The organism is Rhodopirellula sp. SH410 (assembly GCF_055811895.1).
The window spans coordinates 3936046-3961637 of sequence record NZ_CM147949.1; the positions used below are offsets into that span (position 1 = coordinate 3936046).

The 25592-nt window shown below is 57.5% G+C and carries 20 protein-coding genes; 11 read left to right on the plus strand and 9 right to left on the minus strand.

Annotation, left to right across the window (positions count from 1 at the left end; all coding sequences use genetic code 11):
* Window positions 1-38: 38 nt before the first annotated feature.
* On the plus strand, window positions 39-1112 hold the full coding sequence (locus tag SH410x_RS14375) for an alpha/beta hydrolase family protein (RefSeq protein ID WP_473677157.1): 1074 nt from the start codon (window positions 39-41) through the stop codon (window positions 1110-1112).
* A gap of 18 nt (window positions 1113-1130) precedes the next feature.
* The gene (lnt, locus tag SH410x_RS14380; protein WP_473677158.1) at window positions 1131-2954 is read left to right on the plus strand and encodes an apolipoprotein N-acyltransferase; all 1824 of its coding nucleotides are present in this window, start codon (window positions 1131-1133) and stop codon (window positions 2952-2954) included.
* Here lnt and SH410x_RS14385 read toward each other — a convergent pair.
* The 5 genes from SH410x_RS14385 to SH410x_RS14405 are packed head-to-tail and all read right to left on the minus strand — an operon-like array spanning window position 2868 to window position 8013.
* Window positions 2868-4001, minus strand: a complete 1134-nt coding sequence (locus tag SH410x_RS14385; protein ID WP_473677159.1) for an ABC transporter permease — start codon at window positions 3999-4001, stop codon at window positions 2868-2870. The two genes, lnt and SH410x_RS14385, sit on opposite strands and share 87 nt — an antisense overlap.
* 17 nt (window positions 4002-4018) lie before the next feature.
* On the minus strand, window positions 4019-4738 hold the full coding sequence (locus SH410x_RS14390; protein ID WP_473677160.1) for an ABC transporter ATP-binding protein: 720 nt from the start codon (window positions 4736-4738) through the stop codon (window positions 4019-4021).
* Entirely contained in the window at window positions 4739-6298 is a 1560-nt protein-coding gene (locus tag SH410x_RS14395; RefSeq protein WP_473677161.1) for an efflux RND transporter periplasmic adaptor subunit, read from the minus strand.
* Window positions 6299-6301: 3 nt separating this feature from the next.
* Window positions 6302-6838, minus strand: coding sequence for a hypothetical protein (locus SH410x_RS14400; protein ID WP_473677162.1), 537 nt, complete (start codon window positions 6836-6838; stop codon window positions 6302-6304).
* Window positions 6839-6858: 20 nt separating this feature from the next.
* Window positions 6859-8013: an ABC transporter permease gene (locus SH410x_RS14405; protein WP_473677163.1), complete on the minus strand. Its 1155-nt coding sequence runs from the start codon at window positions 8011-8013 to the stop codon at window positions 6859-6861.
* A 1379-nt stretch (window positions 8014-9392) separates the two neighbouring features.
* Between SH410x_RS14405 and SH410x_RS14410 the strand changes: the two genes are divergently transcribed.
* Window positions 9393-10622 (plus strand): IS4 family transposase, encoded by a 1230-nt coding sequence (locus tag SH410x_RS14410; protein WP_473677164.1) that lies wholly within the window; start codon window positions 9393-9395, stop codon window positions 10620-10622.
* 420 nt (window positions 10623-11042) lie between these two features.
* Here SH410x_RS14410 and SH410x_RS14415 read toward each other — a convergent pair whose 3' ends face one another.
* The 3 genes from SH410x_RS14415 to SH410x_RS14425 form a co-directional block, all read right to left on the minus strand.
* Window positions 11043-11267: a hypothetical protein gene (locus tag SH410x_RS14415; RefSeq protein WP_473677165.1), complete on the minus strand. Its 225-nt coding sequence runs from the start codon at window positions 11265-11267 to the stop codon at window positions 11043-11045.
* A 243-nt stretch (window positions 11268-11510) separates the two neighbouring features.
* Window positions 11511-12623, minus strand: coding sequence for a transposase (locus tag SH410x_RS14420; RefSeq protein WP_473677166.1), 1113 nt, complete (start codon window positions 12621-12623; stop codon window positions 11511-11513).
* Between the two features lie 188 nt (window positions 12624-12811).
* Window positions 12812-13696 carry an alpha/beta fold hydrolase gene (locus tag SH410x_RS14425; protein ID WP_473677167.1) on the minus strand — a complete coding sequence of 295 codons (885 nt, stop codon included), beginning with the start codon at window positions 13694-13696 and terminating at the stop codon, window positions 12812-12814.
* Between the two features lie 531 nt (window positions 13697-14227).
* On the opposite strand from SH410x_RS14425, the gene SH410x_RS14430 reads away from it, so the two are divergent.
* The 6 genes from SH410x_RS14430 to SH410x_RS14455 all read left to right on the plus strand — a co-directional run bounded on the left by SH410x_RS14430 (window position 14228) and on the right by SH410x_RS14455 (window position 21132).
* Window positions 14228-14458, plus strand: a complete 231-nt coding sequence (locus SH410x_RS14430) for a hypothetical protein (protein ID WP_473677168.1) — start codon at window positions 14228-14230, stop codon at window positions 14456-14458.
* A 203-nt stretch (window positions 14459-14661) separates the two neighbouring features.
* Window positions 14662-15153 (plus strand): hypothetical protein, encoded by a 492-nt coding sequence (locus tag SH410x_RS14435; protein WP_473677169.1) that lies wholly within the window; start codon window positions 14662-14664, stop codon window positions 15151-15153.
* Window positions 15153-16676 carry a sodium:solute symporter family protein gene (locus SH410x_RS14440; RefSeq protein WP_473677170.1) on the plus strand — a complete coding sequence of 508 codons (1524 nt, stop codon included), beginning with the start codon at window positions 15153-15155 and terminating at the stop codon, window positions 16674-16676. Before SH410x_RS14435 ends, SH410x_RS14440 begins: the two co-directional genes overlap by 1 nt.
* A gap of 135 nt (window positions 16677-16811) precedes the next feature.
* Entirely contained in the window at window positions 16812-17858 is a 1047-nt protein-coding gene (locus SH410x_RS14445) for an aspartate/ornithine carbamoyltransferase family protein (RefSeq protein WP_473677313.1), read from the plus strand.
* A 114-nt stretch (window positions 17859-17972) separates the two neighbouring features.
* Window positions 17973-19895 carry an asparagine synthase (glutamine-hydrolyzing) gene (gene asnB / locus SH410x_RS14450; protein WP_473677171.1) on the plus strand — a complete coding sequence of 641 codons (1923 nt, stop codon included), beginning with the start codon at window positions 17973-17975 and terminating at the stop codon, window positions 19893-19895.
* Between the two features lies 1 nt (window position 19896).
* Window positions 19897-21132: a Zn-dependent hydrolase gene (locus tag SH410x_RS14455; protein WP_473677172.1), complete on the plus strand. Its 1236-nt coding sequence runs from the start codon at window positions 19897-19899 to the stop codon at window positions 21130-21132.
* Window positions 21133-21160: 28 nt separating this feature from the next.
* On the opposite strand, the gene SH410x_RS14460 is transcribed toward SH410x_RS14455, so the two are convergent.
* On the minus strand, window positions 21161-22867 hold the full coding sequence (locus tag SH410x_RS14460; protein WP_473677173.1) for a GntP family permease: 1707 nt from the start codon (window positions 22865-22867) through the stop codon (window positions 21161-21163).
* 44 nt (window positions 22868-22911) lie between these two features.
* Here SH410x_RS14460 and araD point away from each other — a divergent pair, with 44 nt between their 5' ends.
* Window positions 22912-24669 (plus strand): L-arabinonate dehydratase, encoded by a 1758-nt coding sequence (gene araD, locus SH410x_RS14465; RefSeq protein WP_473677174.1) that lies wholly within the window; start codon window positions 22912-22914, stop codon window positions 24667-24669.
* A 1-nt stretch (window position 24670) separates the two neighbouring features.
* Window positions 24671-25585 (plus strand): dihydrodipicolinate synthase family protein, encoded by a 915-nt coding sequence (locus SH410x_RS14470; protein ID WP_473677175.1) that lies wholly within the window; start codon window positions 24671-24673, stop codon window positions 25583-25585.
* Window positions 25586-25592: the final 7 nt, after the last annotated feature.

A 25592-nucleotide genomic window follows, 5' to 3' on the forward strand; every position in this document is an offset into this window, starting at 1 on the left:
ATAAGTCCTTTGTTGCCCATGCCGACCCGAGCTCATTCATGCTGCCCATTGATTCGTTTCGCTATGTAACAACCGCGTGCGTCCTTGTCGTTTGGGGAGCTGTCGCCCACGGACAAAACGTGGCCTCCTTGGACGTGGCCTCCTTAGACGTGGCCCCCGGGCCAGGATTCATACTCCCCGCTGAACCAGCGTACCAACCTAAAACGCAGATTGAACAGCGTTTGGAGGCAACGCCCACGGCTGCGTTCGATAATCGCGACCAAGATCAGGTTTGGCTGGTCAGCAGCCGCCGTTTGGGATCGCGGAATTGCAGCGTGGATTCCCTGGACATTCGCCAACGAGTCGACGGGGATGTTTGGAAGACGTCCTCCGCAGCGGCGTTCTTTGCACCTGATCTGGATGGAGTGCGGCGTCCCATTGTGATCTTCATCCACGGCAATCGCTGGTCGCTTGACAAAGCAATCCGTCGTGGCCTGCAGACTTACGAACAAACCATCCGTCCGTGGCAAGAAGCACCAGCGATGCGATTTGTTACCTGGGCCTGGCCAGCGGACCAAGTCGCCGGTCCGATTCGGGACGTGCGTATCAAGGCGGACCGCGCTGACGAACACGCGTTTCATCTCGCGAGATTCCTGCAGAACATTGACCCGGAGACCCCGGTGTCCATCATCGGATTCAGCTTGGGAGGTCGCGTTTCGCTCGGAGCACTGCACCTCGTTGGCGGTGGTGCGATTGATCGTTGCGCGTTGCCCCAGGCTGCTCGCCCAACGGCACCAGTGAATCTGACCTTGGCTGCTCCCGCAATCCGCAACGACTGCCTACTCACCACACGATGCCGCGCGTACAGTCAAATCAATCATCTCGACTTAGTGTATAACAGTCGCGATGCCTATCTCAGCTTGTATCGATTCACAAAATTCGATAACAAACGGCCCGCGCTTGGTTACACCGGCATCAGCGGACTCAGTCGGTTACCTGACCACGCCACCCGTGTCCATCAGTTCAACGCTGCACAGTTCGTTGGGCGGGAACATGACTATTTAGAATACATTTCCGATCAGCAAATCGAAGCGAGCCTTCGCCGGAACCTGTTGATTGGATTCCCTCAATGAGCACACGGATGTTTTGCGATGAAATTACGAAGGAGTCGACCTTGGGTTGCGGCATTGGCAACTGTGCTGTTGCTCTATCTGACCGGCCCAGGGCTTAATTTCTGGCCGCTGGCGTTTGTCGCTCTTGCGCCCCTGATCGGCTTGGCTCGCTCAGCATCGCAATCACATCGATTGGCAGTGTACGGTTCGTTCTTCGTGTACTACCTGGTGTCGTTACAAGGCCTGCGCTACGCGCACCCTTTGATGATTTTCCCGCTGTTGATGTTGGCCGCTTACCTGGCGATCTATCCGCTGCTGTTCTACACAATGCTGCGGCGATGGTGCTCGGCGCCCGTCCGAGTGGCGGGCGAAATCACGACGCCGACGTGCTGCGCGGGTGTCTCGGTTTGGCGGGCGTACGTTCCTGTGGCACTGGTCGCTGCCGTGCTGTGGACTGGAGGTGAGTGGGTTCGCAACTATTTTGCCACCGGCATCTCAGTCTTGATGCTCGGTCATTCACTCGCTGACATGCCGTCGCCGACCCTCATCCAGATCGTGGATCTCTCTGGCACCTACGGCGTGAGCTTTCTTCTCGTGTTGTCCAGCGTCGCGGTTGCCGATCTATGGCGATGGTTCGCCGATCGCCGCACCGGAGCGCAGCCAATGCAACCTACCAATGGCTGCGCTCAATTTTGCGAGAAATGGCACACCTCAGTGCCCATCGCTCTCGTGGCGATCGTTGCAGCGTACTTCTATGGGGTGTCAACACTCGCTCACCCGGTTCATGACTCCGATACGACCCTGATGCTAGTTGGCCGCGACGAACAGACCGAGTACCAACAGGATCGACCACGCGAGCTGGAGATTTTCTCCGCCTTCGCCCGCCAAACAATCACAGCCGTTCAACAAAGTGCAACTCCCATCGACGCGGTTGTCTGGCCAGAATCCATGCTATCGGGTGGCCAGCCCTGGTATGTGGCGGAGCAGGAACTCGCGGTGCCCGCTGCGTTTGCACGGGATCCACAAGGTCCGAGAATCACCGTCGAACAAATGCGCAGGATCATCACGGATTCCCAGGACGATTTCACACGCCGCAATCAAGATCTCCAGGCCGCCATGTCCGGCGGCTCGTCGTCCCCGCCACCCGCGATCATCGGCGGCTGTGGGATCGTGAAGTACGGCGCGACCGCGGAGCAGTTCAGCGGCGTGGTCCTGGTAGATTCGAACGGGCAGGTTCGCGAAACCTACGCAAAAAACCACTTGGTGATGTTCGGTGAGTATATCCCACTGATCAAGTCGACGCCGTGGCTCAAAGAGTTCGTGCCGCCGGGGTTAGGTCTCGATGCCGGTACCGGCCCCACTGTTTTCAAAGTTGGGGATCTACGAATTCTTCCCAATTTGTGCATCGAAACCGCAGTGGAGCGAATTTCCGTCAATCACATGCGCGACGTCTCCGAGCGTGACCCAAATTCGCTTCCGGACGTCATCGTGACGTTGACCAACGACGCGTGGTTCGACAATTCGGCCGTCGTCCAACACCACCTGCGCTGCGCGCGAATGGTGGCAATTGGATGTCGGCGTCCGATCCTGTCGGCTGCCAATGGCGGACCAACCGCGTGGATTGATAGCAGCGGACGGATCGTCGAGCAATTACCCGCCCAAGCCGCGGGCGAAATTATCGCCACGCCGAAAATAGACGACCGCGTCAGTGTCTACGTTCGCCAGGGTGCATGGCCCGCAGGCGTGATGGGAGTGCTGTGGGTCGGCGGGCTGCTCTTATGCTTGACGCAAGGCATCCACAATCGGAACCGTCGCCGCCTGGATCGCAGGGGCGACGCCCGCAGCAATTCCGACGAGCAATGATACGAGCGTGCCCGTCATCGCCAACCCGAGCGATGGACGGAAGGCAATCGTGGCCCCCTCCGCACCGATCGCAAAGCCGCCCACGCTCAACGCCACCAATGCAGCCACCGTGCCCGCAAGACCACCCACCACGCACAGAATCGTGCTTTCTGCCAAGACCAACCGCATGGTGCGGAAGGGGCGTACGCCAATGGTCTGTAGTACCGCGTACTCCTTGATCCGGTCCTGGACGCTCATCACCGTCGTCGTCGCGACGAGGGATAGCACCAATGCCACGCAGGCATACCCCAGCCAATGTGCGAAACCGATCAGATCGACGAGATCCGATAGCGTGTTCGCCTGAAAGGCGCCTTTGCGACGAGTTTTGGTCGCCACGGTCCCCGCTCGCAGCACCGCGTCGATCTCCCCGGCAACTCGATCCGGATCCGCCTCCGCGCTCAACATCACTTCGTGCTGCGTCACCAACCCCGCAGCATTGAGCCCCCGCGTGTACTGCAGGAACAAGAGGCTCGTGTATATCAAATTCTCCTCCGACGGCACCGTCGATTGAAAGATACCGGCGACGTTGACGGAAATATCACCGATCGAAAACTGGTCGCCCACGGATAACTGCCGACGTTGGGCCACGTTGCGACCCACGATTGCCGCATCTCGCTGTGACGAGAATTGCTGCCACGATCCACTGGTCAGATGAATGGGCCGTGTCTTCTGGATCTGAGCTGGATCGGCACCATTGAACACCACAATATCGAGACTGGCGCGGCAATTATTCGTCCACACTTGTATGGGCATCACGTCCCGCACACCTGGAACCTCTTTGATCTTACGCGCATAGTCCTCCGGCAATCGACTACTCGTCGGACAGAAACGGTTCTCTTGGAATACGATTAGACTTCGATTCGCGTCTGCCCCCGTCGTTAACCGGTGCAAGCCTTCCTGGACCGAGCCGACAAAACAAAACACGAACATTGCTACCGCTGCACCGGAGACCGTCAGCAGCGTGCGTGTGCGATGGCGCCAAAGTGTCTTGAATACGTAGGTGAACATGGGGGAGGCAACCTGTCTTATTGGAGGGCGGCTGTGAGTTTTTCGCGCGCACCGGGGGTGGCTTGCTGGGGTAGAAATTTGCCGCGGTCGAGAACCAATTGACGCGACGCGATTCGAGCCACGTCTTGATCGTGGGTGACCATCAACAGGGTAATGTTGAGCTCTTGGTTCAATCGCTGCAGCAGAATCTGAACTTGTTCACTCGTCTCGGTGTCGAGGCTACCGGTGGGTTCGTCAGCAACAACCACTTTGGGGTGGGCAACGATCGCCCGCGCGATCCCGACCCTCTGTTCCTGACCACCGGAGAGCTGACGAGGATAGTGGTCCGCTCGATCACTCAATCCCACCGCCTCCAACGCGAGCTCGACGCGTTTGCGACGTTCGGCCGATGATAGCTTCAGTAGCAGAGTCGGCAGCTCGACGTTTTCATATGCGGTCAGCACCGGGATCAAGTTGTGCGTTTGAAAGATATAGCCGAGATTCACCGCCCGCCAATCGGCCAATTTGCCGCGTGATAACTTGGTCACCTCCGTTCCGTCGACCGTGATCGATCCCGCATCGGGGCGATCGATCCCGCTGACGAGATTCAGCAACGTGCTCTTGCCCGTGCCACTCGGCCCCATCAACGAAACGAACTCACCCGTGTCGATGTTCAAGTCGATATTGTCGAGTGGTGTGATCGTTTCATCGCCCTTGCGAAAGCTCTTGCAAACGCCGCGAAGCTCTACCAATGCCATTCAATTCACTCCTAGTCGTGGATCGTCGCCGGTTACATTCACGGGGCTGCCTGGTTCGAGATCACCAGCCCCAGTGGTGATCAATTTGTCAGTCACCCGCAGGCCAGATTTGATCTCCACGAGTCCATCGGAGGTTTCACTGCCCGGCTCAACGGCCCGTTGCCGTGCGGTCTCGTTGGAGTCAACGATCCAAACGAACGCGCCCGCGTCATTCTCATTCAGCAGTGAAACGGGCACGAACACCCGTTCACTTGCCATTGTCTGATCAGCGGAATTCTCTGAGATCGGCGCCAAAAATGTGGCCGTTACCAGCATTTCAGGGCTGACGTTCGCGGGAGGATCGATCAACTCCACCTTCACCTCGAGGGTATTCTTCTGGATGTTTGCTGAACTCGTCGACTGTAGGACCCGCCCCAGAATGAGATCGCTGCTTGAGGCGGTTTCGATCTCCACACTCTGCCCCCGGATGACCCGCGGCACGTCTTCCAATCGCACGTCGACGCGTACCTGCAGTCGATCAGGCTCGTACATTTCCACTACCGTACTGGAGCTTTGTCCGGCCACGGAGTCGAGTCCCATCACGCGTGTCCCCGGTGCAGCCACTAGTTTCAACACGCGGCCACGGACCGGAGCCAACACCGTGTTGCGTCGCAGAACCAACTCCGCCTGGCGAAGTTTCAAAGCAGCTTCATCAACAAGTGCTTCGGCAGTCTGAACCTTTGCCTTAGCCGCAGCAACTTGTCGGTTCTCTTCAATTAACAGTTCGAGCTGCCGCTCGAGCGCATTCACCTTGGCCGTCAACGCATCGACCTCACGCTGCAGGTTAGGTTGGCGGTCACGCAGCTCCATCTGATTCGCTTTCGCGGCGGCGTAATCACTCTCGGAGAGGGCAATGACACGTTCGGAGATCGCTCCCTTTGCAGACCGCTTGCCGTTCATGCTATTCAAGGCGTACTCGAGTTTCGCCTCGGCGGCACTGATCATGAAGGGCAGTTTTGCGAGTTCCGTCTTGGTCTTCGCCAACATGCTCTGCGCGTCCGCCAGCGGCGCTTGTAGATGAACTGGATTGGCAACACGAATGAGTGCTGCGTCGAGTTCGGCTTTCATGCCACTGAGTTCGCCCTGCCGAATCGCAAGCGACGTTTTCGCTTGCTCGACACTCAACTCCGCATCAATCGAAATCAATCGAGCCACCGGCTCGCCTTTTTCGACAACCTGCCCCTCGACCACCAGCAATTCTTCGATCACGCCCGGTGCGAGCGCGGCGACACTGATCGCGGTGGGACGCGGCTCGATCCAGCCCGGAGCTTGGAACAACGATGTCCCCGCTTGCTGAACGGCCGCCCGCTTGACGATCAGTGGGATCACTGTCACATCCTGACGAGGCATCAAACCGCGTCCGGCCGCCGCACCGAGCAGGCCCAAAAAGCCCAGCAGAATAGTGGTAGGCATGACATATCGTGTCATCCACCGACGGCGGTGCGGACGCGGCGCCGGTCGCTCACCCTGAGGTGTGCGATCGAGCGCCAGTTGACTCAGATCGAGAGGGCCATTTGTCATCGTTTAGGCACCTGGACGGATGAAGACTTCGCTCGTGGCGACCGAAAGATTGCCCTGATCATCACGCTTGGCTTTGCCTTTGATCACGACGGTCGACAACTCCTTGACCCCTAACAGCTCCCTTGCGTCTTGGGCCACTGGTCTCCCCGATTCGTCGACAATCTTGATGGTCGCGATATTGTCCTTCACCTCATCCATATGACAGCAGTAGTCCCACGGTGTGGGGCATCCCTCGTCAGCGGCACAGTAGGGTACCTTCGCATCGACAATCGTGAATGCGGCCAAACCATCAATAAAAGGTTCCGTCGAACCACCGATCAAGCCCACCAATGTGATGTCTTGCCCATCCTCTGATTTCTCGCGTGCCTCACCAACCGGCATCGCACCAGCGGGCTCCGAATCAACGACATACATTGATTTGGGACCGGCCTGATCTTGACCGTCTCCCGACGCGATCTCCGCCTTTTTCTGGCACCCCGCCACAACGACTAAGGCAGCGGCAAAACACAAGCCAACACTTCGATTCAACAACATCTTCATCTCAATTCTCCAAAGGGAAACTAAACAGCTTTTAAACTCGTCGCGACTTCAGATCGCAACGCTTTGAGCGCCGGGGGCAACGCGCCCAAGACGCCTAACAACAAACCAACGCCGCATCCAATCAGGATCGCAACGCTATCGATGCGCAATGTGAACGCACCCATCGTGAATCTTACCGCCACTCCGTTGAGCATCGTCAACGCGATCACACCCGACAGGAGTGAGCCCGCCGCAGCTAGCAAAACACCTTCCTGGATCAAGCTAATCAGGATTGCTCGGCGGCGAAATCCAATCGCTTGCAGAGTGGCGATTTCGCGTATTCTCCCGGCCACGGCGCCGTACATCATGTTCAGTCCTGCAAAGACTCCCGCACCGGACACCATCACCACCACGAACCAAGCCAAAATGCGAACCGGTTTGTAGTGTTGTTGCAGTGTGGCGTAGTACTCGGTCTCTCCAATCGCCCGTAGTTCGAGATCGATACGTTCCTTGCAGAACAATTTCACTTCCGCGAGCGATCCGCCCGGTGACATCAGCATCGCCACCAAACTGAGGTCCTGGCGTTTCGTGGCGGTCTGAAAGTCATTGAGTTGACACCAGAGTTCCGACTCATAGGCCGCCCCTCCCGCGGCAAACCGGCCGACGATCGTCCACGAGCGACCCTCAAATTCAACGCTCTTTCCTATCCTCATCGCGTCCTCACTACTGCCGAGTTTAGCTGCAGCCAAACGTCCCACCATGACTTCGCCCGCTCCGGGCCATTCCCCTTCGATTAGTTGGACCGAACGCCGGACCAGGGGTGCTGAAATCGTCACACCGCGGACCAAACCCAACCCCTCTTCGCCGCTTGAGGTCTTGACACGCGTGCCCAAATACAACTCCGGCGATACGTGCGTGACACCGAAACGATCGACAACCGAATCGAAACTCGCTGCAACCAACGCAGGAGTCCGGGCGGCAATGGATGAGTTCTCAATATTCTCTTCCGAGTTCACGGAGTACACCAACACCACATTCTCGTCGCCGCTGACCGACAACGATCGTTCCAACCCTCGGATGAAGCCCACCACCACGAACACCAACATCACGACCGTCGCCAAAGCAACGAGCGTCAAGGTCGTCCGCACCGGGCGCCGTGCCAGATTGCGGACTCCGTATTCCCAAGGAAGAAGCATGTTATCGATTCAGTCAGGACGTGATTGATGTAGTGGATCGTGCGACCGATCCAGTAGCGACTACGAGGACAGCAGCGACCTTCTGCAAACAGCGCATGCCGTCTGATGAAAGGCTGCAAAATCGGCCACGCAAAACCACGGGCCGTTTCGTATGGAGATGCAAGCATCAGGAATTGCAGCACGAACCTTTTATGCAGTCGATTGACTGCGAGGTGCCCAAATCAAGATGTCGTCGACTGGCTCAGAGCAGCCAGGACTGATGCGATACGCGTAGATCGCGACCGCTAAGAAAGGGTCTCACCGTCGGAACAGGATCTCGCTCGATGCGTTGGCATTGGCCAAAAAGCAAGCCTACTGAATAAACGAACAGTGGCTCCCCGACGGAATACGAGGATGGAGAGGACAGCTCAATATCCGTCTCGAGAACAGCCCCTTCGCAAATGCAATCTTCGCACTCGCAGCCGTTCCGACACGGCTCCGGACTCTCTGAAACAGGAGCACTGTCGCAATGAGAGCAGCAACTACGAACGGTCTGTGCAGAACCCTGGCCTGCCGTTGTCTTCGCTTCACACGAAATACAACGCAGCGGACAGGTCAACAAGTTGACGATCAACAGCAGTGCAAAAAGAGCAGATCTCATACGGGTAGCATAGCTCGCAATCGAGATCAGGGCAAGTTAGATCGAGAACCCAAAACAGCATTGAGAACAGCATTGAGGGACAGAGCATCTCCACCACCGCTTGGGGGACAGAGCATCTTTACAACGAATCCAATTCGATCTGGTTTGGTGCGATCTACCCGGGCTAGCCTCATGTCAGCTAGGCACACGAAACAAAGACCGGAGGGACAGCGCATCTTCTCAAGCAACTTGCATCAAGCATGAAACTCATCTTCCCGCTCGATGAGCAAGTCAAAATTCTCGATGAAATGCTGTGTCCCTCTGGGGCTTCCTTCCCTCTGGGGCTTCCCTCCGGGGCTCTCTAAGCTTTCGTTTCAGATAGCAGGGGAGGCCCCGTGTCATGATGACAAATTCAACGCAGAGTCGGGGAGACGCAAGGACGCAGAGAAAGCCAACCACTGCCTCTCCCCCTCCCCTCTGCGTCTCCCCGACTCTCGCGTCTCTGCGTCAATTTCCTTCACGATTTCCAATGATCAGAGCGAAGCCAGGGGGACATAGCGAAGCCAGGGGGGACATAGCACTTCTATGACAAACATCAGCAATAGTAAGTAACAGGAGGGACAGAGCCAATACTGTTCGGCACGGCGTTTAGGTACTTGGCAGAAGTGGTGGGCAACGGCGATTGGCACGAAATTTGCGCTGTGCAATAGACTTCCATTCCACTGCCAATTTGACTTGTGTCGCTGTACCTGCACACGTAATGCCCCGAAGATCCCAGCCGAAGCCCGCTGCCAAAGATGTCCAAGGACTGAAGTACCTCAAAGTGCTGCAGCCCCTGCTGCAGTCGTTGCATGAGGTCGGCACACAGCGGGATACCGCTGGTAACCGTCAACTGCACATGGATCACTACTGCATGTTGATCCTGATGTGGATGTTCTCGCCCACCCTGACCAGTCTTCGCGGGATCCAGCAGGCATCGACCCTACAAAAAGTTCAACGCAAGTTCAAAATCCCCCGGGCCGCTCTGGGAACCCTCAGCGAAGCTCCCACCGTCTTTGATCCCGAAAAGCTCAAGCACATCGCCCAGGAACTCGGCCAGCAAATCCCAAAGATCGCCCGGGCTGAGGCGGACAATCCACTGGCAAAGATCGATAAAACACTCACTGCCGTCGACGGATCGGTAGTCAAACTGCTGACGCAGATCGCCGAATTGGCCTGGATCAAGATCGATGACAAGCCGGCCACCTGCGGCTACCGACTGCACACCCAGTTTGAAGTTCTGCGAGGTCTTCCTCATCGCATCGACGCCACCTCGGCCAATCCCAAAGGCGACAACGACGAGCGGGCCGTCTTGGAGCGAACCCTGGAGCCTGACCGGTTCTACGTGATGGACCGCGGCTACATCAAACGAAGGCTGTTTAACAGCATCGTCGAGGTCGGCAGCAGCTATGCCTGCCGAATGCGGGACAAGGTGAAGTACACCGCGAGGCAAACTCGCACCCTCACCAAGGCGGCTGAAGAGGCGGGCGTTCTTGCCGACGAGCTCATTGAGCTGCCGGTGAGCAAGGGATCCATCGCCGTGACTCATCCGGTTCGCTTGGTCTCGGTGCGTTGCTCACCCCACACCTCGCGGGGTCACTACCGAGCTGGCAAGTATTCCAGCACGGCCCCAAGTAGCGACGGGGTGCTTCGAATCTTGACTAATGAGTTGGAATTGCCCGCGGAGTTGATCGCACAGATGTATCAGTATCGCTGGACGATCGAGATCTTCTTTCGCATGATCAAGCAGATGCTCGGTTGCCGGCATTTACTGAGCACCAAGCCGAACGGCGTGGCAATTCAAATCTACAGTGCGATCATCGCCTGTATGTTGATCATGCTCTACACGGGCCATCAGCCAAAGAAGCGGACCTTTGAGATGGTGTGCTTCTACATCGTTGGCTGGGCAACGCTAGAGGAGTTGGAGGCTCATATCAAAAAATTGAGATAACGGCTTTGCATGGGATTCTGCGCTTGTGGCGTACCGAGTCGGCTTGACGCTGCGCTGAGATTATTTTTTCAAATACGAAGCAGCCTAGCGGACCGGTGACGCAGGCGATGACATAGACCCTCCGGCGATGCCGATCCATCGGGATGCTTTTTCGGATTCGAGCGATCGACAAAAAATATTTTACCCGCATCAAAACAGCCTACCCAAACGCCGTGCCGAACAGTATTGGGACAGAGCATTTCATCTGCGTGGTCGATGAAATTCGGATAGGTTTTGCCGCTCCCAGATTGGCACTGCGAACGTGTTTTGGCGTTCGCACACCGCCAATGATGCGGAATGGGGCTACTTGTAGCCCACCGGGCGCGCACCTTCATCGCTGGGCCAGCGCAACCACCACTTCGGAGACATCGAAAGTCGCAACTAATCCGCGGCCGTCAGCAACTCGCGGGCTCGGCGGCGCAGATGATACCGCCGCTGCGTCCGATGACAGCGCATCGAATCGACGCACTCAGGCCGTCCGGCCACGCTACAGAACAACTTCCCGAAATCTCGGACCACTTCACACCAGGTCTCCGCATCGAGCCCCAGGCGGACCAGCACCGGTGAGAGCGTCTTCGGCGTGCAACCACTCTTGCCAGGGGCCACCTGTCTCGCCGTCCAGTCCAGCAGCTCCAGGTATCTCTCCAGTAGTAAGAGGGACAGAGCATTTCATCTGCGTGGTCGATGAAATTCGGATAGGTTTTGCCGCTCCCAGATTGGCACTGCAAACATGTTTTGGCGTTCTCACGCCGCCAATGATGCGGAATGGGGCTACTTGTAGCCCACCGGGCGCGCACCTTCATCGCTGGGCCATCGCAACCACCACTTCGGAGGTATCGAAAGTCGCAACTAATCCGCGGCCGTCAGCAACTCGCGGGCTCGGCGGCGAAGATGATACCGCCGCTGCGTCCGATGACAGCGCATCGAATCGACGCACTCAGGCCGTCCGGCCACGCTACAGAACAACTTCCCGAAATCTCGGACCACTTCACACCAGGTCTCCGCATCGAGCCCCAGGCGGACCAGCACCGGTGAGAGCGTCTTCGGCGTGCAACCACTCTTGCCAGGGGCCACCTGTCTCGCCGTCCAGTCCAGCAGCTCCAGGTATCTCTCCAGCGGCATCGCCAAGAATCCCTTGTCGCTACACCGTCTGCCCGACTCGCTCGCACACGGACCCACTGGATCCGATGCCTCGTCGATCGTTAGCGGCGACAGAAACTCATCGCCCAGCATTGTCGGCCGACGACTCCGCCCGTCCCGAGTCTCCCCACCGCCACCGTCCTCTACCCGCCCCGGATTCTCCTCGGGTACCGCTTCCGCCAACGCACCGATTCGTCTTTGTACCGATGTGTGATCGCTCTGCTCGATCGTCTCGCAGATCGCTGCCCGGATCGGGTTCAAGTCCACGTAGGCGGCGCAGGCCAGCAGCGAGGCCTCATCGGCCAACCGGGTCGCCCGGTACCGATCTTGGAAAAATCTCCCGTTTTCCTCTTCCTCCCTATTTGCCCGCATTGCCACACGCTGGCACAGCAACCGCATCCACCAACTGAAACTACTCAAACGTTTGCGAATTTCGGCACGTCGAATGGGACACCCTGCAATCGATTTGATCTCGGGCTGCGATGGCGTCATCGGGGAGCCATCCGCTTTCCGGCGATGGGGACAGAGCATCAACCACCGCCGCGCCACCTCTTCATCGTTCCAAGTCGCCACCACATCGGGCCGGGATCTTAAAATCAGATGAAAATGGTTCGAAAGAATCGAGAACGCCAGCAGGTCGATCCCAAAACAGGCGGCAAATTGCTGCAAGTACTCTTCGATCCAGACCTTGCGGTGATCGAAGTTTTTCCCGGAAAACTCATCGTTTCCGAGGAGGTAGCAGCGACGGCATGTCCTTGAAATGACATGCCCGATGACCACCTCATCAGGATCAAACACTTCACTCCGCGCCAAGCGAACCATCTCACACCTCTCGAGGGAAGATAACCGGCAAACTCATCTAATGAAGGCTATACCTCGTGTTGGGATAAGTCAAATACCTCGGTGTCAAGCTCTGTCCCTCATCCTCTCTGTCCCCTCGGTGTCATGCTCTGTCCCTCATCCTCTGTCCCTCGGTGTCAAGCTCTGTCCCTCATCCTCTGTTGGCTATCTCACCGGATGGGCGCGTCATCAATGAATCGGGACAGTCTGTCACCGAGCCAAACCCGAAAGTCTTCGGTGGTCGGCGGGCAGTGCTTACAGTTTTCGATCAGCTCGGTTTCAACATTCGGAATAAGCCGACTCACGCGATCCACCACCGCTGCCCCAGGAAACGAGATGTCGTCGGTTCCTGCAAATACAAGTGTCGGCATCCGGAGTCGTTGGAGGTCTTTGTCCGTCGCCAGTGGCGGCAATCTAGGATCCATCTTCATGTCCTTGAGCGAGCAAGCAATCGTATCCGCCCAGTCAGAGTCCCAAGTTGTCATGATCGGACGCAAAAGCGATCGAAGGCTATTGGAAGTCGGCCAAAGCGTGTGGCGGATCATTGGGAACGCCATTTTTGCGAGGCCTGTCAAATGGGAACCGTTGGTAATACCAGCTGGCACCATCAGCGACAGTGTGGATACACGCTCCGGCGCTTTCGACGCAGTGAGCCGCGCGATAAACCCTCCCCAGCTGACGCCGAAAAGGTTGACGTTCGGCAGATCGAGTCCGTCCATTACTTCGATCAGCCAATTGGCGTACGAGTCGTCGTTCAACGGTAGCTTCACCTCCGGACCGCGAATGGACTGTCCCGGAATATCGGGTGCGTAGAGACGAAACCGTTTCGCCAGAGTAGGGAGTTCCGAAAGCAAGAATGACGCTCCCGTTCGCATGCTATGCAGGCAGACGATGGGGCGGCCATCTTCGGGGCCTGAGGCCAAGACGTGAGAGGGCCCCATCGACGTTGGCACGGTCAGTTCCGTCACCTCGGTTTCAACCTTCGATGCGAACCTGTCGTACCAAGTGTTCAACCGATCTCGCCCCGCAGGAGTCTTCCAGATTTGCGCAGACAAAAGTTGCTCCATTGGGATAACGAAATAACAAAACGAATTGCGAGCGATCCGCATGTCACGCGTAAGAAGAGCTTCACCGACTCGGCTGGGCTGCTCGCCTGAAATGCGAATCGATCGTGCACTGAACTTGGTCAATACATTGGGCGGTGCTGGATGTGCAATCCGGACGACTGATTCGTCAGCGTGATTCTAGCAGAGACGAGTCGGCAGTGTCTTGAACGAGCTTTCAGGCCGCGAGCGCGCGTCTGAATCAGTTGTCGCCATTGCATCTAGATTTCCTTTCTACCTTCCAGTGTGCGTTTCGAGTTTCCAACTCGCATAATTCAGTCACGTAGGCTGCCGTCCAGAGGCGGCGATGGATTTCAGGTCGACGATTCACGTACCACCTCATCCAGACGTATCAGCTTCCTCGTCCGCCGACGAGCACACACCTGGACGCGTCGACGTGTCCTAGTGCCAAGTCGGCTTCACGCTCCCAATTGAGCGATCCGAGTTGGCGTTGGTGAAACGTCGCGAACGGTCCAAGAACTGATGGACTACGCCGATGTCTCGGCAACGATGACGTATCTGCATCTGATGAATCGGACTCGTGGGACTGTCGCTTTGGATCGGCACTTCAAATCGGATGAAACGGTCGCGCGGATTCTCGGGCGTCTGGCGACAGTGGCTACGGAGCGATTGCATTCCCCACAGTCTGGCGACGATGTCTACGAAGGGATACGAATTCCTTCCCGGGGTCGGATCGGCGGGGCGATTCGGTGACAATGACGGGAGAGGCAAGCAGCGAAGCAATCGTGTCGATGCGGTTTCGCGACGGCGGGGATCGTGTTAGTTTGTTGCTACGACGAATTCACCTGTTTTCATTTACGGATCTCGCCGGCGGTCGAAATCCACTTTTACCTATCACAAAGGCACGTGGTTTTTGCGGCCCAGACGCTGGGCGGTGAATTTTTCACAACGTTTTGATGCGACCGCTAATACTCGGTCTAACGTTTTTTCTTTTGCTTCAGGCGGTGCCTGTCGACGCGAAAGATCCGTCGGTTGAGCCACCCGACGTGCCTGCAATCGCATTCGCGCAGACTGAGTTTCCTGATGCGCGGGAGGGCTACGTTTCACTGGCGTGGAACGATGTCCTCGACAAGATTGGTACGGAGGCAGGCTACGTCCTTCGTGACGGGCAAGGGACGGTCTACTATCGAGGCACTCTCCCCATGGCATTCGTGTCTGGGTTACCCAATGGCGACTATCAATTTGACGTTTCCGTAGTGGCGACCGGAGGGGATGTTTTGCTGCATGCAAACGAGCCCGCCGTCGTGTTGGTTCGTCACTGGTCGATGACACAGGCGATGTCGCTCTTCACGATCGGATTGATCGTCTTTCTAGTTCTGGTTGGTGTGATTTCGCACGGCGCGTTCCGGTGCCGACGAATGCGCCGCAGCGAGGGAGCACCGACTTGATGACTGCGTATTGCGACCTGACCGCGCATCACGCCAATGGGATGCTCGGCAGTACCCCGATCCTCTCGCCGACAGCGGGATACGTGATGCTCGCACTTTTCAGTGTGCTGTGGATCGCCTTGGGAATTTGGTGGGGCCGCCGAGCGAGCACCTATGAGGGGTTCGCGGTTGCGGGGCGTAACGTGGGTCTCGCGTTGGGCACGGCGACGGCTGTGGCGACATGGATCACTTCAAACACCACCATGCTCGCGCCCCAGTTCGCGTTGCAGCTCGGTATCTGGGGGGCACTCGCCTACTGCACCGCGAGTTTCGGCTTGTTTGCGTTCGCACCGATGAGCGGACGGATTCGACAATTAATGCCCGAAGGTTACACGGCCGTCGAATTTGTGCGGCGACGTTACGGCGCTATCGCCACGGTTCCCTTCCTGTTGATCTCGCTGTTCTATGCGATCACTTGGTTGATCTCGATGTCGATGGCGGGTGGGAAGCTGTTGGAAGTGCTCGCTGGAATTCCCTACGAAGTCGGCATGACCGTCGTGATCACGGTGTGTGTTGCCTACACGCTTTTCGGTGGCATGTATGCTGTCATCGGCACCGATTTCATCCAGAGCTTGATCATTCTGATTGGGCTCGTTGTGGTCACCGTTGCCGTTCTGACCCAGGTCCAAATTGCGGACGTGCACGAAAAGTTGGCGGCCGATCGTCCGATGCTGTTGTCGATCTTTTTCCCTGCGGCGTTGATGGCGATTTTTAACAATATGCTGTTTGGCTTCGGCGAAATTTTTCACTCGAACGTATGGTGGAGCCGGGCGTTCGCGATGCGTGAGGGCGTGGGTCCGAGAGCCTATGTACTGGGCGGATTGCTGTGGCTGCCGATTCCCATTGTCGCTGGCTTTCTGGGGCTGGCGGCACCCGCACTCGGGATCGGAATCAGTCAACCGGACACGGTCGGCCCCTTGGTAGCCGCGACGTTGCTCGGTGATGTCGGGGCGGTGCTCGTATTCATCGTCGTGTTCTGTTCGCTGGCGTCGAGCATCGACTCGCTACTGGCGGCGACCTCGGATTTGATTGTCAATGATATCGCCGAGCCGCTGTTGCCTAGCGGGGCGAGCCAGCAACAAAAGCGTCGCTGGTCAGGCGTGAGCATTGTCATACTCGGAGCACTGGCATGGGCGGTGGCGTTTCCCAATGTGTCCGACCTGGCGACCGTTTTATTCTTCGCCGGACCGCTCGTTGGCAGCTGCATCTGGCCGATCGTGGGTGGGCTCTACTACCAACGTCCCGGCCCCATTGCCGCGGCCGCTGCGATGGTCTCGGGCAGCCTGATTGGGCTGGTGGCCTACTTCGCCATCGGATGGATGGTTGCCTCACTCGTTGGCGCGGCGGTTTCTGGGATCGTGTTCGCCATTCTGGTTTGGCTGCAGCCACACGACTTCAATTTTGAGTTGTTGTCCGAACCTGTTGCGCGTCCTGAGGACGATATTGATCATGACGGCGTGACTCTTTCTTCGGCGGGGGCCTAGACCCATGTTTCCGCTATGGTTGCTTCAGTTTCTCGTGATCGGTGGTTTGGTGCTGACTTGTGTGGGCATCATCACGCTGATCGTATTCCTGGTGATTGATACCCGAGATAAGCAGATATGGTGAGTAAGACTGAAATGGCGGCCAATTCGAAGGGCCCGCGATTGTGGCCTGAGCCACTCTTGGCGGTTACCAACGGTGTTGTCGATCGTGAGGCTCTCGCGGATTTGGCTGGAAAGTCGATTCTGAATCCACGGCAATTGGACCGACGGTCCGTCACTGCAATCGCCCAGCTCGCGGCGGTATTGGAATCGCGAAACGTTGAGATGGACAAACCGCTCGACGGCAAGATTGCGATCACAGCGTTCTTTGAGGCCAGCACGCGGACGCGACTGTCGTTTGAAAGCGCGGTCCTGCGTCTCGATGGAAAAGTCCTGTCGGTGCCGGACGGACAAGTCACCGGTATCGCCAAAGGAGAATCGATTGCGGACATCGGTGAGATGTTCAACACCTATGGCGATGTCATCATCATGCGGCATCCCGATACCAACTCGATCGAGGAGATCAGCAAGAACTTGCATCGCCCGTTGATCAACGCTGGCAACGGGTCGGGACATCACCCCACTCAGGCACTGATTGATTGGTACGCGTTGCTGAAATGGCGTCCGGATTTGTCACGCGTCATCTGCCCCTCCAATCAACAAATTCATATCGGGATCATTGGCACGCCAGGTTCGATGCGCGCCGTCAAGAGCTTCTTGCGACTCGCGCTGATGTTCGAGGGGTCGGTCAAGAAGATCACGATCATCTCTGAACTCGCCGATCCGGTGGGATTGGATTTGACCGAACCGATTGAGGAATCACCGATTCCGATCGACATCACCAATGACGTGCAGGATGTGTTACCGCATCTCGACGTCGTCTACGTCAATTCGATCGCGTTCTTGGGCGACAGCTACCGAAACCTCGACGCGCGTTACCAACTGGATTGCAGCAGTAATCTCAAGCCAGGAGCAGTGATCCTGCATCCACTCGCTCGCAACAAGGAACTCTCGATCGAGTTGGATGGTACGGATCACAACCTGTACTTCGCCCAAGCCGCCGGTGCCGTGTTCGTTCGCCAGGCGCTGCTGACCTCCGTGCTCGACCGCCTCGATCGCATCACTGGCATTAACAAGTCGTAAAGAGCGAGCGGAAAATCACTGTTTGAATGGGTGGTCGAGCGTTCTGCGATCGAAGCATCCGACCGCGGAGCGTTCGGCCACTTTCTTCCCCTCTCCCCCCATCTTAGTCTTCCTATGTGTGGCATCACCGGGTTCTGGAACCCACGACGAAAAAGTGAACGGGAACTCCGCTCCACGCTCGACCGCATGCTCGATGTACTCGATCACCGCGGTCCTGACGAACGTGGCAGCCGATTGTTCGTCGACCAGGGGCTGGCCCTTGGGCATACGCGGCTATCGATTATCGGCTTGGATTGTGGCCATCAGCCGATATCGACCAACGACGGAGACTACGCCGTCACGGTCAATGGCGAACTCTACAACTACAAACGCATTCGCACCCAACTGGCGTGCGAGAGCCTGGAGTGCAACGGAAAGAGCGATAGTGCAATCACGCTGCCCCTCTATCTCAAGTATGGGTTGGGCATGGTGGAGCACCTGCGTGGCGAGTTTGCGATTGTGCTCTACGATCACCGCGAGCAGCGGCTGATCTTGATTCGCGATCGGTTTGGGATCAAACCTTTGTACTATGCCGCCGGCGACAATGGGATTGTCTGGGGGTCGGAGGTCAAATCAATCCTGCAACATCCCGATGTCCCTGCGCGACTCTGTCCCAAAGCCGCGATCCATCAGATGATGCAGGTGATGGTGCCCGGCTCGACGGCATTCGAGGGCGTCGACGCGCTGCAACCGGGGCACATGCTCGTTGCCCAGTTACGCGACGGGCGACTGGAGATTGACACCCAGCGTTGGTGGGACTTTACATTTCCCGATTCGCATGACCCTAACCCCGATCCAGCCGAGTATGTCCAAGGCGTGCAGGATCGGCTGATCGACGCGGTTGCCACGCGTCTCGAAGCCGATGTGCCCGTCGGATGCTATCTCTCCGGAGGAATCGACAGTTGTTCCATTCTGGGGCTGGCGACGACGTTGATGCAGTCACCGGTCAAAGCGTTCACGATCGCTTTCGACAACGACGAGTACGACGAATCGAGCATTGCCAAATTGATGGCCGACCGTACGGGCGCCGAACAGGAACTGCTGCGCCTGACCGAAAAGGAGCTTTACGGGCCCGCCTTTGAACGGGCGACGTGGCATGCCGAGCGTACTTTTTACAACACGCTTGCCGTTGCGAAATGGCACATGAGTCGCCGCGTCCGGGCGTGTAACTACAAAGCGGTGATCACGGGCGAGGGCAGTGATGAGTTGTTCGGCGGCTATCCCTTCTTCAAACGCGATTGGCTCGGCCGCGACGGCGAGGAAGCAGGCGTATTCGCCGGCGCGATTTTAGCCGAAGAAGATCAACAGCATGCGGCATGGCAAGACCTATGCGGGTTCACGCCATCGTGGCTGCAACCCTGGATGCTGGTGCTGCAACGATTCTCACCGCTCCTGTCGAACAGCATGCAGGATTTACTCAACCAGTACGATCCTGTTGCTGAGATTGCCGGTGCGATCGATCCGGCCGCCGTTCGAGGTCGACACCGTCTCGATATCTCGCAATACACGTGGAGCAAGACGATGCTCGAGGGCCAAATATTGACGTGGGGCGGCGACCGCATGGATATGGCCAATTCGATGGAGGCGCGACCAGCGTTCTTGGATCACCATCTCGCCGAGTATGCGACCACGATCCCCCCGGAGATTCGCATTCGAGGTGGTGTGGAAAAATGGGTGCTGCGGGAAGCGATGATCAACGTGCTGCCACGTGAGTTATACGAACGCAAGAAGTTCGCGTTCATGGCACCACCGGCACACACCGACCCGGTCAAACGGGCGGCGGTGCAAGAGATGATCGATCACTGGTTGACTCCGCAGCGGGTCGCGGAACTTGGATTCTTTGATCATGATTGTCTTGTCCGGTTTATCAATGATGCGTGGCGGGAGACCGACGGCACCATCGCCCGCCGCAATGACATCATTATCAATCATGTACTGCAGCTACACATGCTGCACGGTCAGTACGTGGAAGGCCAACCCCTACCCGCGGTGGATTGAGATGCGAGTCAACCTGGAGCGAATTAAAACGGACATTCTGACGTTGGCCGAGATTGGGCGAAACGCCGACGATCGCGGTATCTATCGGATGGCGTTCACCGACGCGGACATCGAGGGGAAACGCTGGCTAACTGAGCAAATCGAAACTGCCGGGTTGGCTGCCGCGATGGATGGTGCCGCTAATGTCACGGCAACCTATGCGGGCACGACGGACGCCCCACGGATCTTAGTTGGCTCACACATCGATACCGTGCCCTGCGCCGGAGCACTCGACGGGACTCTCGGTGTCGTCGTTGGTCTGGAGTGCCTGCGGCGACTTAACGAGGAAAACGCTTCGCTGCGAAGAGCGATCGAGCTGATCGCATTCAGCGACGAGGAAGGGCGGTTTGGAGGCATGTTCGGCTCCCAATCGGTGTGCGGATTGATCAATCCCGAACTGCTCGCAACGATGAGTGATCTCGATGGTGTGAAGCTAGCCGACGAGATGAGTCGACACGGCTACGATCCGCTCGCAGCACTCGATGCCGCACGTGACCCCGAGTCGATTCAGGGGTACCTGGAATTGCATATCGAGCAAGGTCCGGTGCTCGATCATCTCAAGAAGCCGATTGGGATCGTCGACGAGATCACAGGCCTGTTTACTTGGTCGGTTTGGTTTCGAGGCGAAGCCAATCACGCGGGAACGACGCCAATGGAAATGCGTAAAGACGCCTTCATGGGGCTAGCTGATTTTGCTCATGAAGTACCTCGGATCTTGGACGAGAACGGTTCGCTCCGCAGTCGAGCGACAATTGGCAAGGCTCAGATTTTGCCAGGGGCCGCGAACACGGTGCCGGGCCTCGTCGAATTTTCATTGGACGTCCGCGACACGTCCGAAGATATCCTCGCCGAGCTCGCTGCCTCGTTTCGCAAAGCCCTCTCTGCGATCGCGCGCCGGCGCGGATTGATGTTCGAATTTCAGCAGAAAAGCTATTTGAAACCGGTCCAGTGTGGCAGCGATCTCGTCGAGGAACTGATGCGTCAGAGTGAGCGACTCGGACTCGATGCGAATCGCATGCATAGCGGTGCCGCGCACGATGCCCAAATCATGGGTCGGATGGTTCCTGTCGGCATGATATTTGTCCCCAGCAAGGGAGGCCAAAGTCATTCACCCGCCGAGTGGACGGCGTGGTCAGATATCGAAGCGGGTGCGAACCTGATGCTGCACACTTTATTGAGTATCGCTGACCGCCACTGAACAACCGATGGGCACACCGCTGCCGATATCATGGCACCATCGGCCAGAACGTTGCCCCGATTAACGTGACAATAAACCCAGCCAATCCCATCACCGTCAGCGTGGCCGAGAAAGTCTTCAAAGTCTCTTTGGGCGTCATACCGCTCAACCGTCCGATTACCCAAAAACCGCTATCGTTCATCCACGGCAGTGGTTTCGACCCGCACCCAATCGCCAAGAACAGGTAGACCGGGTGAAACGGTAACGTCATCGTCGTTGCCATCGGGCCGACGATCGCGACAGACGTGATCATTGCCACCGTCGCGGACCCTTGCACAAATCGGATCAGGACCGTGACAAAAAACGCGACGCACAAAATCATCAACCCGGATCCTTGCGGCGGCATCTCGTCGACCAATACGTCTGCGATCCCGGTTTCCCGGATGACCTGACCGAGCGCGCCGCCCGCGGCGGTGATGAGAATGATCGACCCCGCATCCGACAATGCTTTCTGGACATGGTTGGCCAGCGACACCCCGTCGCGCCGCGGGGACCACGCCAGCAGCATCAACGCAACGGCCGCGGACAATGTCAACGCGATATTTTTGTCAGACGCGAAGTCAATGGCGGCCGCAGTCCACGAGACACCGACGGCCGAACCCTCTGCGGGAGATGAAACGCCCAGGGCCTGCCAATTCGCGCCGCTGGCCAGCAATACCAATGGCAATAACACAGGCAAGAGCGACAACCACAACGGCGGCAACGGCGCTGCCGCGGACACATGATCTGGTGAATCGTCCGCAGAGAGCGGTTGAATCGAGTTGGAATCCAATTCCGGTACCACCGTCCAGCGCCGATTGATCGCCATAGCGTACGCGTAGCCGACGACGGCGCAGATCACGCCCACGAGCAGTCCAGCCTTCAACGCGACCCCGAGATCAAGGTTCAACTCGCTGGCAACGAGTAGCGGCCCCGGTGTCGGCGGCACTAACGAATGTGCCATGGTGGCGCCGACGACGACGGACATGACGTACAACAAATAGTTCTTTCCCGTCCGCCGGTAGAGTGCCTTGGCCAATGGGATCATCAGATAGAAAACGGTGTCAAAGTACACCGGGATCGCCAGCACGAAGCCGCTGATGACAAACCCGATCGATGTCCGCGAATCGCCTAGCAGCGAGCAAGCCGCGTCGATGATCCGTTGGGCACCGCCACTGACCAACAGACAGTGGCCAATGATCGCAGCCATCGCAATGAGAATACCGATTTTGCGGCAGGTATCACCGAACCCATCGGCAACACGTGAGCCCACGCTGCGACGTCCAAACTCCGAAATTTGATTCCATTGGCGACTGGAGACAAGTCGATCGCCTGGTTCCAACGCCGTCGAATTGGAAACCGCGACCGACACATCCTCGCCAGTCGCGTTTGTCCCCACCCGGAGGACCCCGACGGGATCGGCTTGCTGGCTTTCTGTATCTCCCGCGATCGATGGTGCGCGGAGGATCTGGTAGGATCCTGGCGAGAGCTCCTTTTCGCGGATTGCTTCGGGGGTCATCGTACCCGCCGCCAGATCGTTGGCGTCGATAACGATCGCTGCTTGCCTTATTTCGTGACGCATGAGCGTCGCAGGCGACGTCAGCAGCGCGATTGCAAGAGCCGCCGCAATCAGCGATAAAAACGCGTGCCAACGGAAAAACACGATTCCCGTCAAAACGACGATCATGCCAACGAAGAGAATCAGGAGCGGAGGCATCAGTTGTATCGCGCAGTCATCGTTCTAAGTAAAAATTCATATCCATGCCAACACCACCTCCCCACTCACCCGATCCTGCTGAACGTGATCCCACGAACTTACGCAGCCACCGCTGGTTTGGGCCTGACGACCTGCGCTCATTCGGGCATCGTTCACGACTCAAAGGAATGGGGCTGGCCGATGACGATTACATGGGAAAACCCGTCATCGGGATTCTCAACACGTGGAGTGATCTTAACACATGCCACTCGCACTTGCGGCAACGCGCCGAAGAAATAAAACGAGGTGTCTGGCAGGCGGGGGGCTTCCCCGTCGAAGTGCCGATGATGTCACTCGGCGAGATGTTGATGAAGCCGACGACGATGCTCTATCGCAACCTGCTCGCGATGGAGACGGAAGAGGTGCTGCGTTGCCATCCGATCGACGCGGCGATCCTCATGGGCGGATGCGACAAGACGACGCCCGCGTTGTTGATGGGCGCGATCAGCGCCGATTTGCCGACAATGTTCTTTCCCGCCGGACCGATGCTCAATGCGAAATGGAAAAAGGAAACACTCGGCAGCGGTAGCGATGCATGGAAGTATTGGGCCGAGCGGCGGGCCGGAAACCTGTGCGATCAATCCTGGTGTCAAATTGAAAATTCCATTGCCCGGTCACCGGGGCACTGCATGACGATGGGCACGGCGTCGACGATGACCGCGATCGCCGAAGCGATGGGAATGTCACTACCGGGGGCGTCCTCGGTACCGGCGGTATTGTCCGAACATTCGCGTCTGGCGACCCAATACGGACGTCGCATCGTCGAGATGGCGTGGGAGAACCTGAAGCCTTCTGATATTCTCACTGCGGCTTCGTTCGACAATGCCATCATTACCGACATGGCGATCGGCGGATCGACCAACGCGATCATCCATGTCATCGCCATGGCCCGGCGGGCCGGTATCCCACTAACTCTCGATCGCTTCGACGAGCTTTCACGATCCACGCCCGTCGTCGCGAATGTACGGCCGTCCGGCGACAAGTACCTAATGGAAGACTTTTATAACGCGGGTGGCTTGACCGCACTGATGAAACAAATCGAGAGCTTGCTCGATACTGACTGCAGCACGGTCAGCGGGCGAACGCTCGGTGAGAATCTCGCTGATGCGGAGGTACACGACGACGAAGTCATTCGCACGCTCGAACGGCCCGTATCGAGCGCGGGCGGCACGTTCATATTACGAGGTAACTTGGCGCCTCACGGCTGCGTCGTGAAACCGTCCGCGGCCGATCCCCGCCTGTTCGATCATACCGGCTCGGCAGTCGTCTTCGAGAACTACGCGGACATGAAAGCCCGTTTGAATGACGAGAGCCTCGACATCACCGCCGACTCGGTTCTCGTCCTTCGCAGTGCGGGCCCACTCGGTGCCCCCGGATTTCCTGAATGGGGCATGCTGCCTATTCCCGACCGCTTGCTCAAAGCTGGGGTGCGGGATCTCGTGCGAATTTCCGATTCCCGGATGAGCGGCACGAGCTACGGCATGTGTATTCTGCACATCTCACCCGAATCACACCTCGGTGGCCCGTTGGCGCTTGTCCAAACTGGCGACCCGATCCACCTGAATGTCAATGAGCGACGTCTCGATCTGTTGGTCGATGACGACGAACTGGCTCGCCGCCGTGCCGCCTGGACGCCTCCAGAGGTCTACTACGAACGCGGCTACGGGCAACTGTTTTGCAAACACGTCACCCAGGCACACGACGGTTGTGATTTCGACTTCCTTCAACACGGTAAACCAACACCTGAACCGGATATTTTCTAACATGAACACACAATCGATCACCAAAGAACTCTTGGCGAGCTCCGTCATCGCGGTTCCCCCATTGGCACGTGACGCCGACCACGCGATCGACCGTGCCGAGAATCAACGCATGGTCAAGTTTCTCGAGCAGGGCGGTGTCACGACGCTGCTCTACGGTGGCAACGCGGTGCTCTACCACGTCGCGCTGAGTGAGTACGCCGGGCTACTCGAAATGTTGGCTGAAGTTTCCAGCGAGAACACGACAGTGATCCCGTCCGTCGGCCCGGCCTACGGGACGATGATGGATCAAGCACAGATCCTCCGTGATTTTGACTACCCCACTGTCATGGTTCTGCCTCAAGTGGCAATCGCGACGGCGGCCGGGATCACCACTGGAATCCGGAAGTTTGCCGAAGCGTTTGGCAAGCCGATCGTGCTATACATCAAACACGACCGCTATATGGAGCCCGCTCAAGTCCGAAGTCTCATGGACGATGGACTGGTTTCGGCGATCAAGTACGCTGTGGTTCGCGAAGACAGCACCGATGATCCTTACCTGCGTGAGATCCTCGATGCGGTCGGCCCAGATCTGATTGTCAGCGGGATCGGCGAACAGCCGGCTATTATCCACATGCGTGATTTCGGTTTGACCGGATTCACCTCTGGATGCATTTGCGTCGCTCCCTCCTTGAGCATGAAGATGCTGCACGCGATCCAAGCAGAACAGTACGAGGAAGCAGAAGTGATCCGCAAGCAATTCTGTGGCCTGGAGGATTTACGCAACAACATCAACCCCATTCGCGTCCTCCATGAAGCCGTCAGTCTCGCGGGTATCGCCAATGTCGGCCCAATTTCGCCTCTGCTGAGTTCGATCAGCCCATCCGAATCGAAGCTTGTCGAGCAAGCCGCTAAAGCGTTACTCGCTGCTGATAAGTAGACAGGAC

Coding starts and splice junctions, on each gene's coding strand:
- SH410x_RS14375 (WP_473677157.1), top strand. CDS start 39: ATGCTGCCCATTGATTCGTTTCGCTATGTAACAACCGCGTGCGTCCTT.
- lnt (WP_473677158.1), top strand. CDS start 1,131: ATGAAATTACGAAGGAGTCGACCTTGGGTTGCGGCATTGGCAACTGTG.
- SH410x_RS14385 (WP_473677159.1), bottom strand. CDS start 4,001: ATGTTCACCTACGTATTCAAGACACTTTGGCGCCATCGCACACGCACG.
- SH410x_RS14390 (WP_473677160.1), bottom strand. CDS start 4,738: ATGGCATTGGTAGAGCTTCGCGGCGTTTGCAAGAGCTTTCGCAAGGGC.
- SH410x_RS14395 (WP_473677161.1), bottom strand. CDS start 6,298: ATGACAAATGGCCCTCTCGATCTGAGTCAACTGGCGCTCGATCGCACA.
- SH410x_RS14400 (WP_473677162.1), bottom strand. CDS start 6,838: ATGAAGATGTTGTTGAATCGAAGTGTTGGCTTGTGTTTTGCCGCTGCC.
- SH410x_RS14405 (WP_473677163.1), bottom strand. CDS start 8,013: ATGCTTCTTCCTTGGGAATACGGAGTCCGCAATCTGGCACGGCGCCCG.
- SH410x_RS14410 (WP_473677164.1), top strand. CDS start 9,393: ATGCCCCGAAGATCCCAGCCGAAGCCCGCTGCCAAAGATGTCCAAGGA.
- SH410x_RS14420 (WP_473677166.1), bottom strand. CDS start 12,623: ATGGTTCGCTTGGCGCGGAGTGAAGTGTTTGATCCTGATGAGGTGGTC.
- SH410x_RS14430 (WP_473677168.1), top strand. CDS start 14,228: ATGGACTACGCCGATGTCTCGGCAACGATGACGTATCTGCATCTGATG.
- SH410x_RS14435 (WP_473677169.1), top strand. CDS start 14,662: ATGCGACCGCTAATACTCGGTCTAACGTTTTTTCTTTTGCTTCAGGCG.
- SH410x_RS14440 (WP_473677170.1), top strand. CDS start 15,153: ATGACTGCGTATTGCGACCTGACCGCGCATCACGCCAATGGGATGCTC.
- SH410x_RS14445 (WP_473677313.1), top strand. CDS start 16,812: ATGGCGGCCAATTCGAAGGGCCCGCGATTGTGGCCTGAGCCACTCTTG.
- asnB (WP_473677171.1), top strand. CDS start 17,973: ATGTGTGGCATCACCGGGTTCTGGAACCCACGACGAAAAAGTGAACGG.
- SH410x_RS14455 (WP_473677172.1), top strand. CDS start 19,897: ATGCGAGTCAACCTGGAGCGAATTAAAACGGACATTCTGACGTTGGCC.
- SH410x_RS14460 (WP_473677173.1), bottom strand. CDS start 22,867: ATGCCTCCGCTCCTGATTCTCTTCGTTGGCATGATCGTCGTTTTGACG.
- araD (WP_473677174.1), top strand. CDS start 22,912: ATGCCAACACCACCTCCCCACTCACCCGATCCTGCTGAACGTGATCCC.
- SH410x_RS14470 (WP_473677175.1), top strand. CDS start 24,671: ATGAACACACAATCGATCACCAAAGAACTCTTGGCGAGCTCCGTCATC.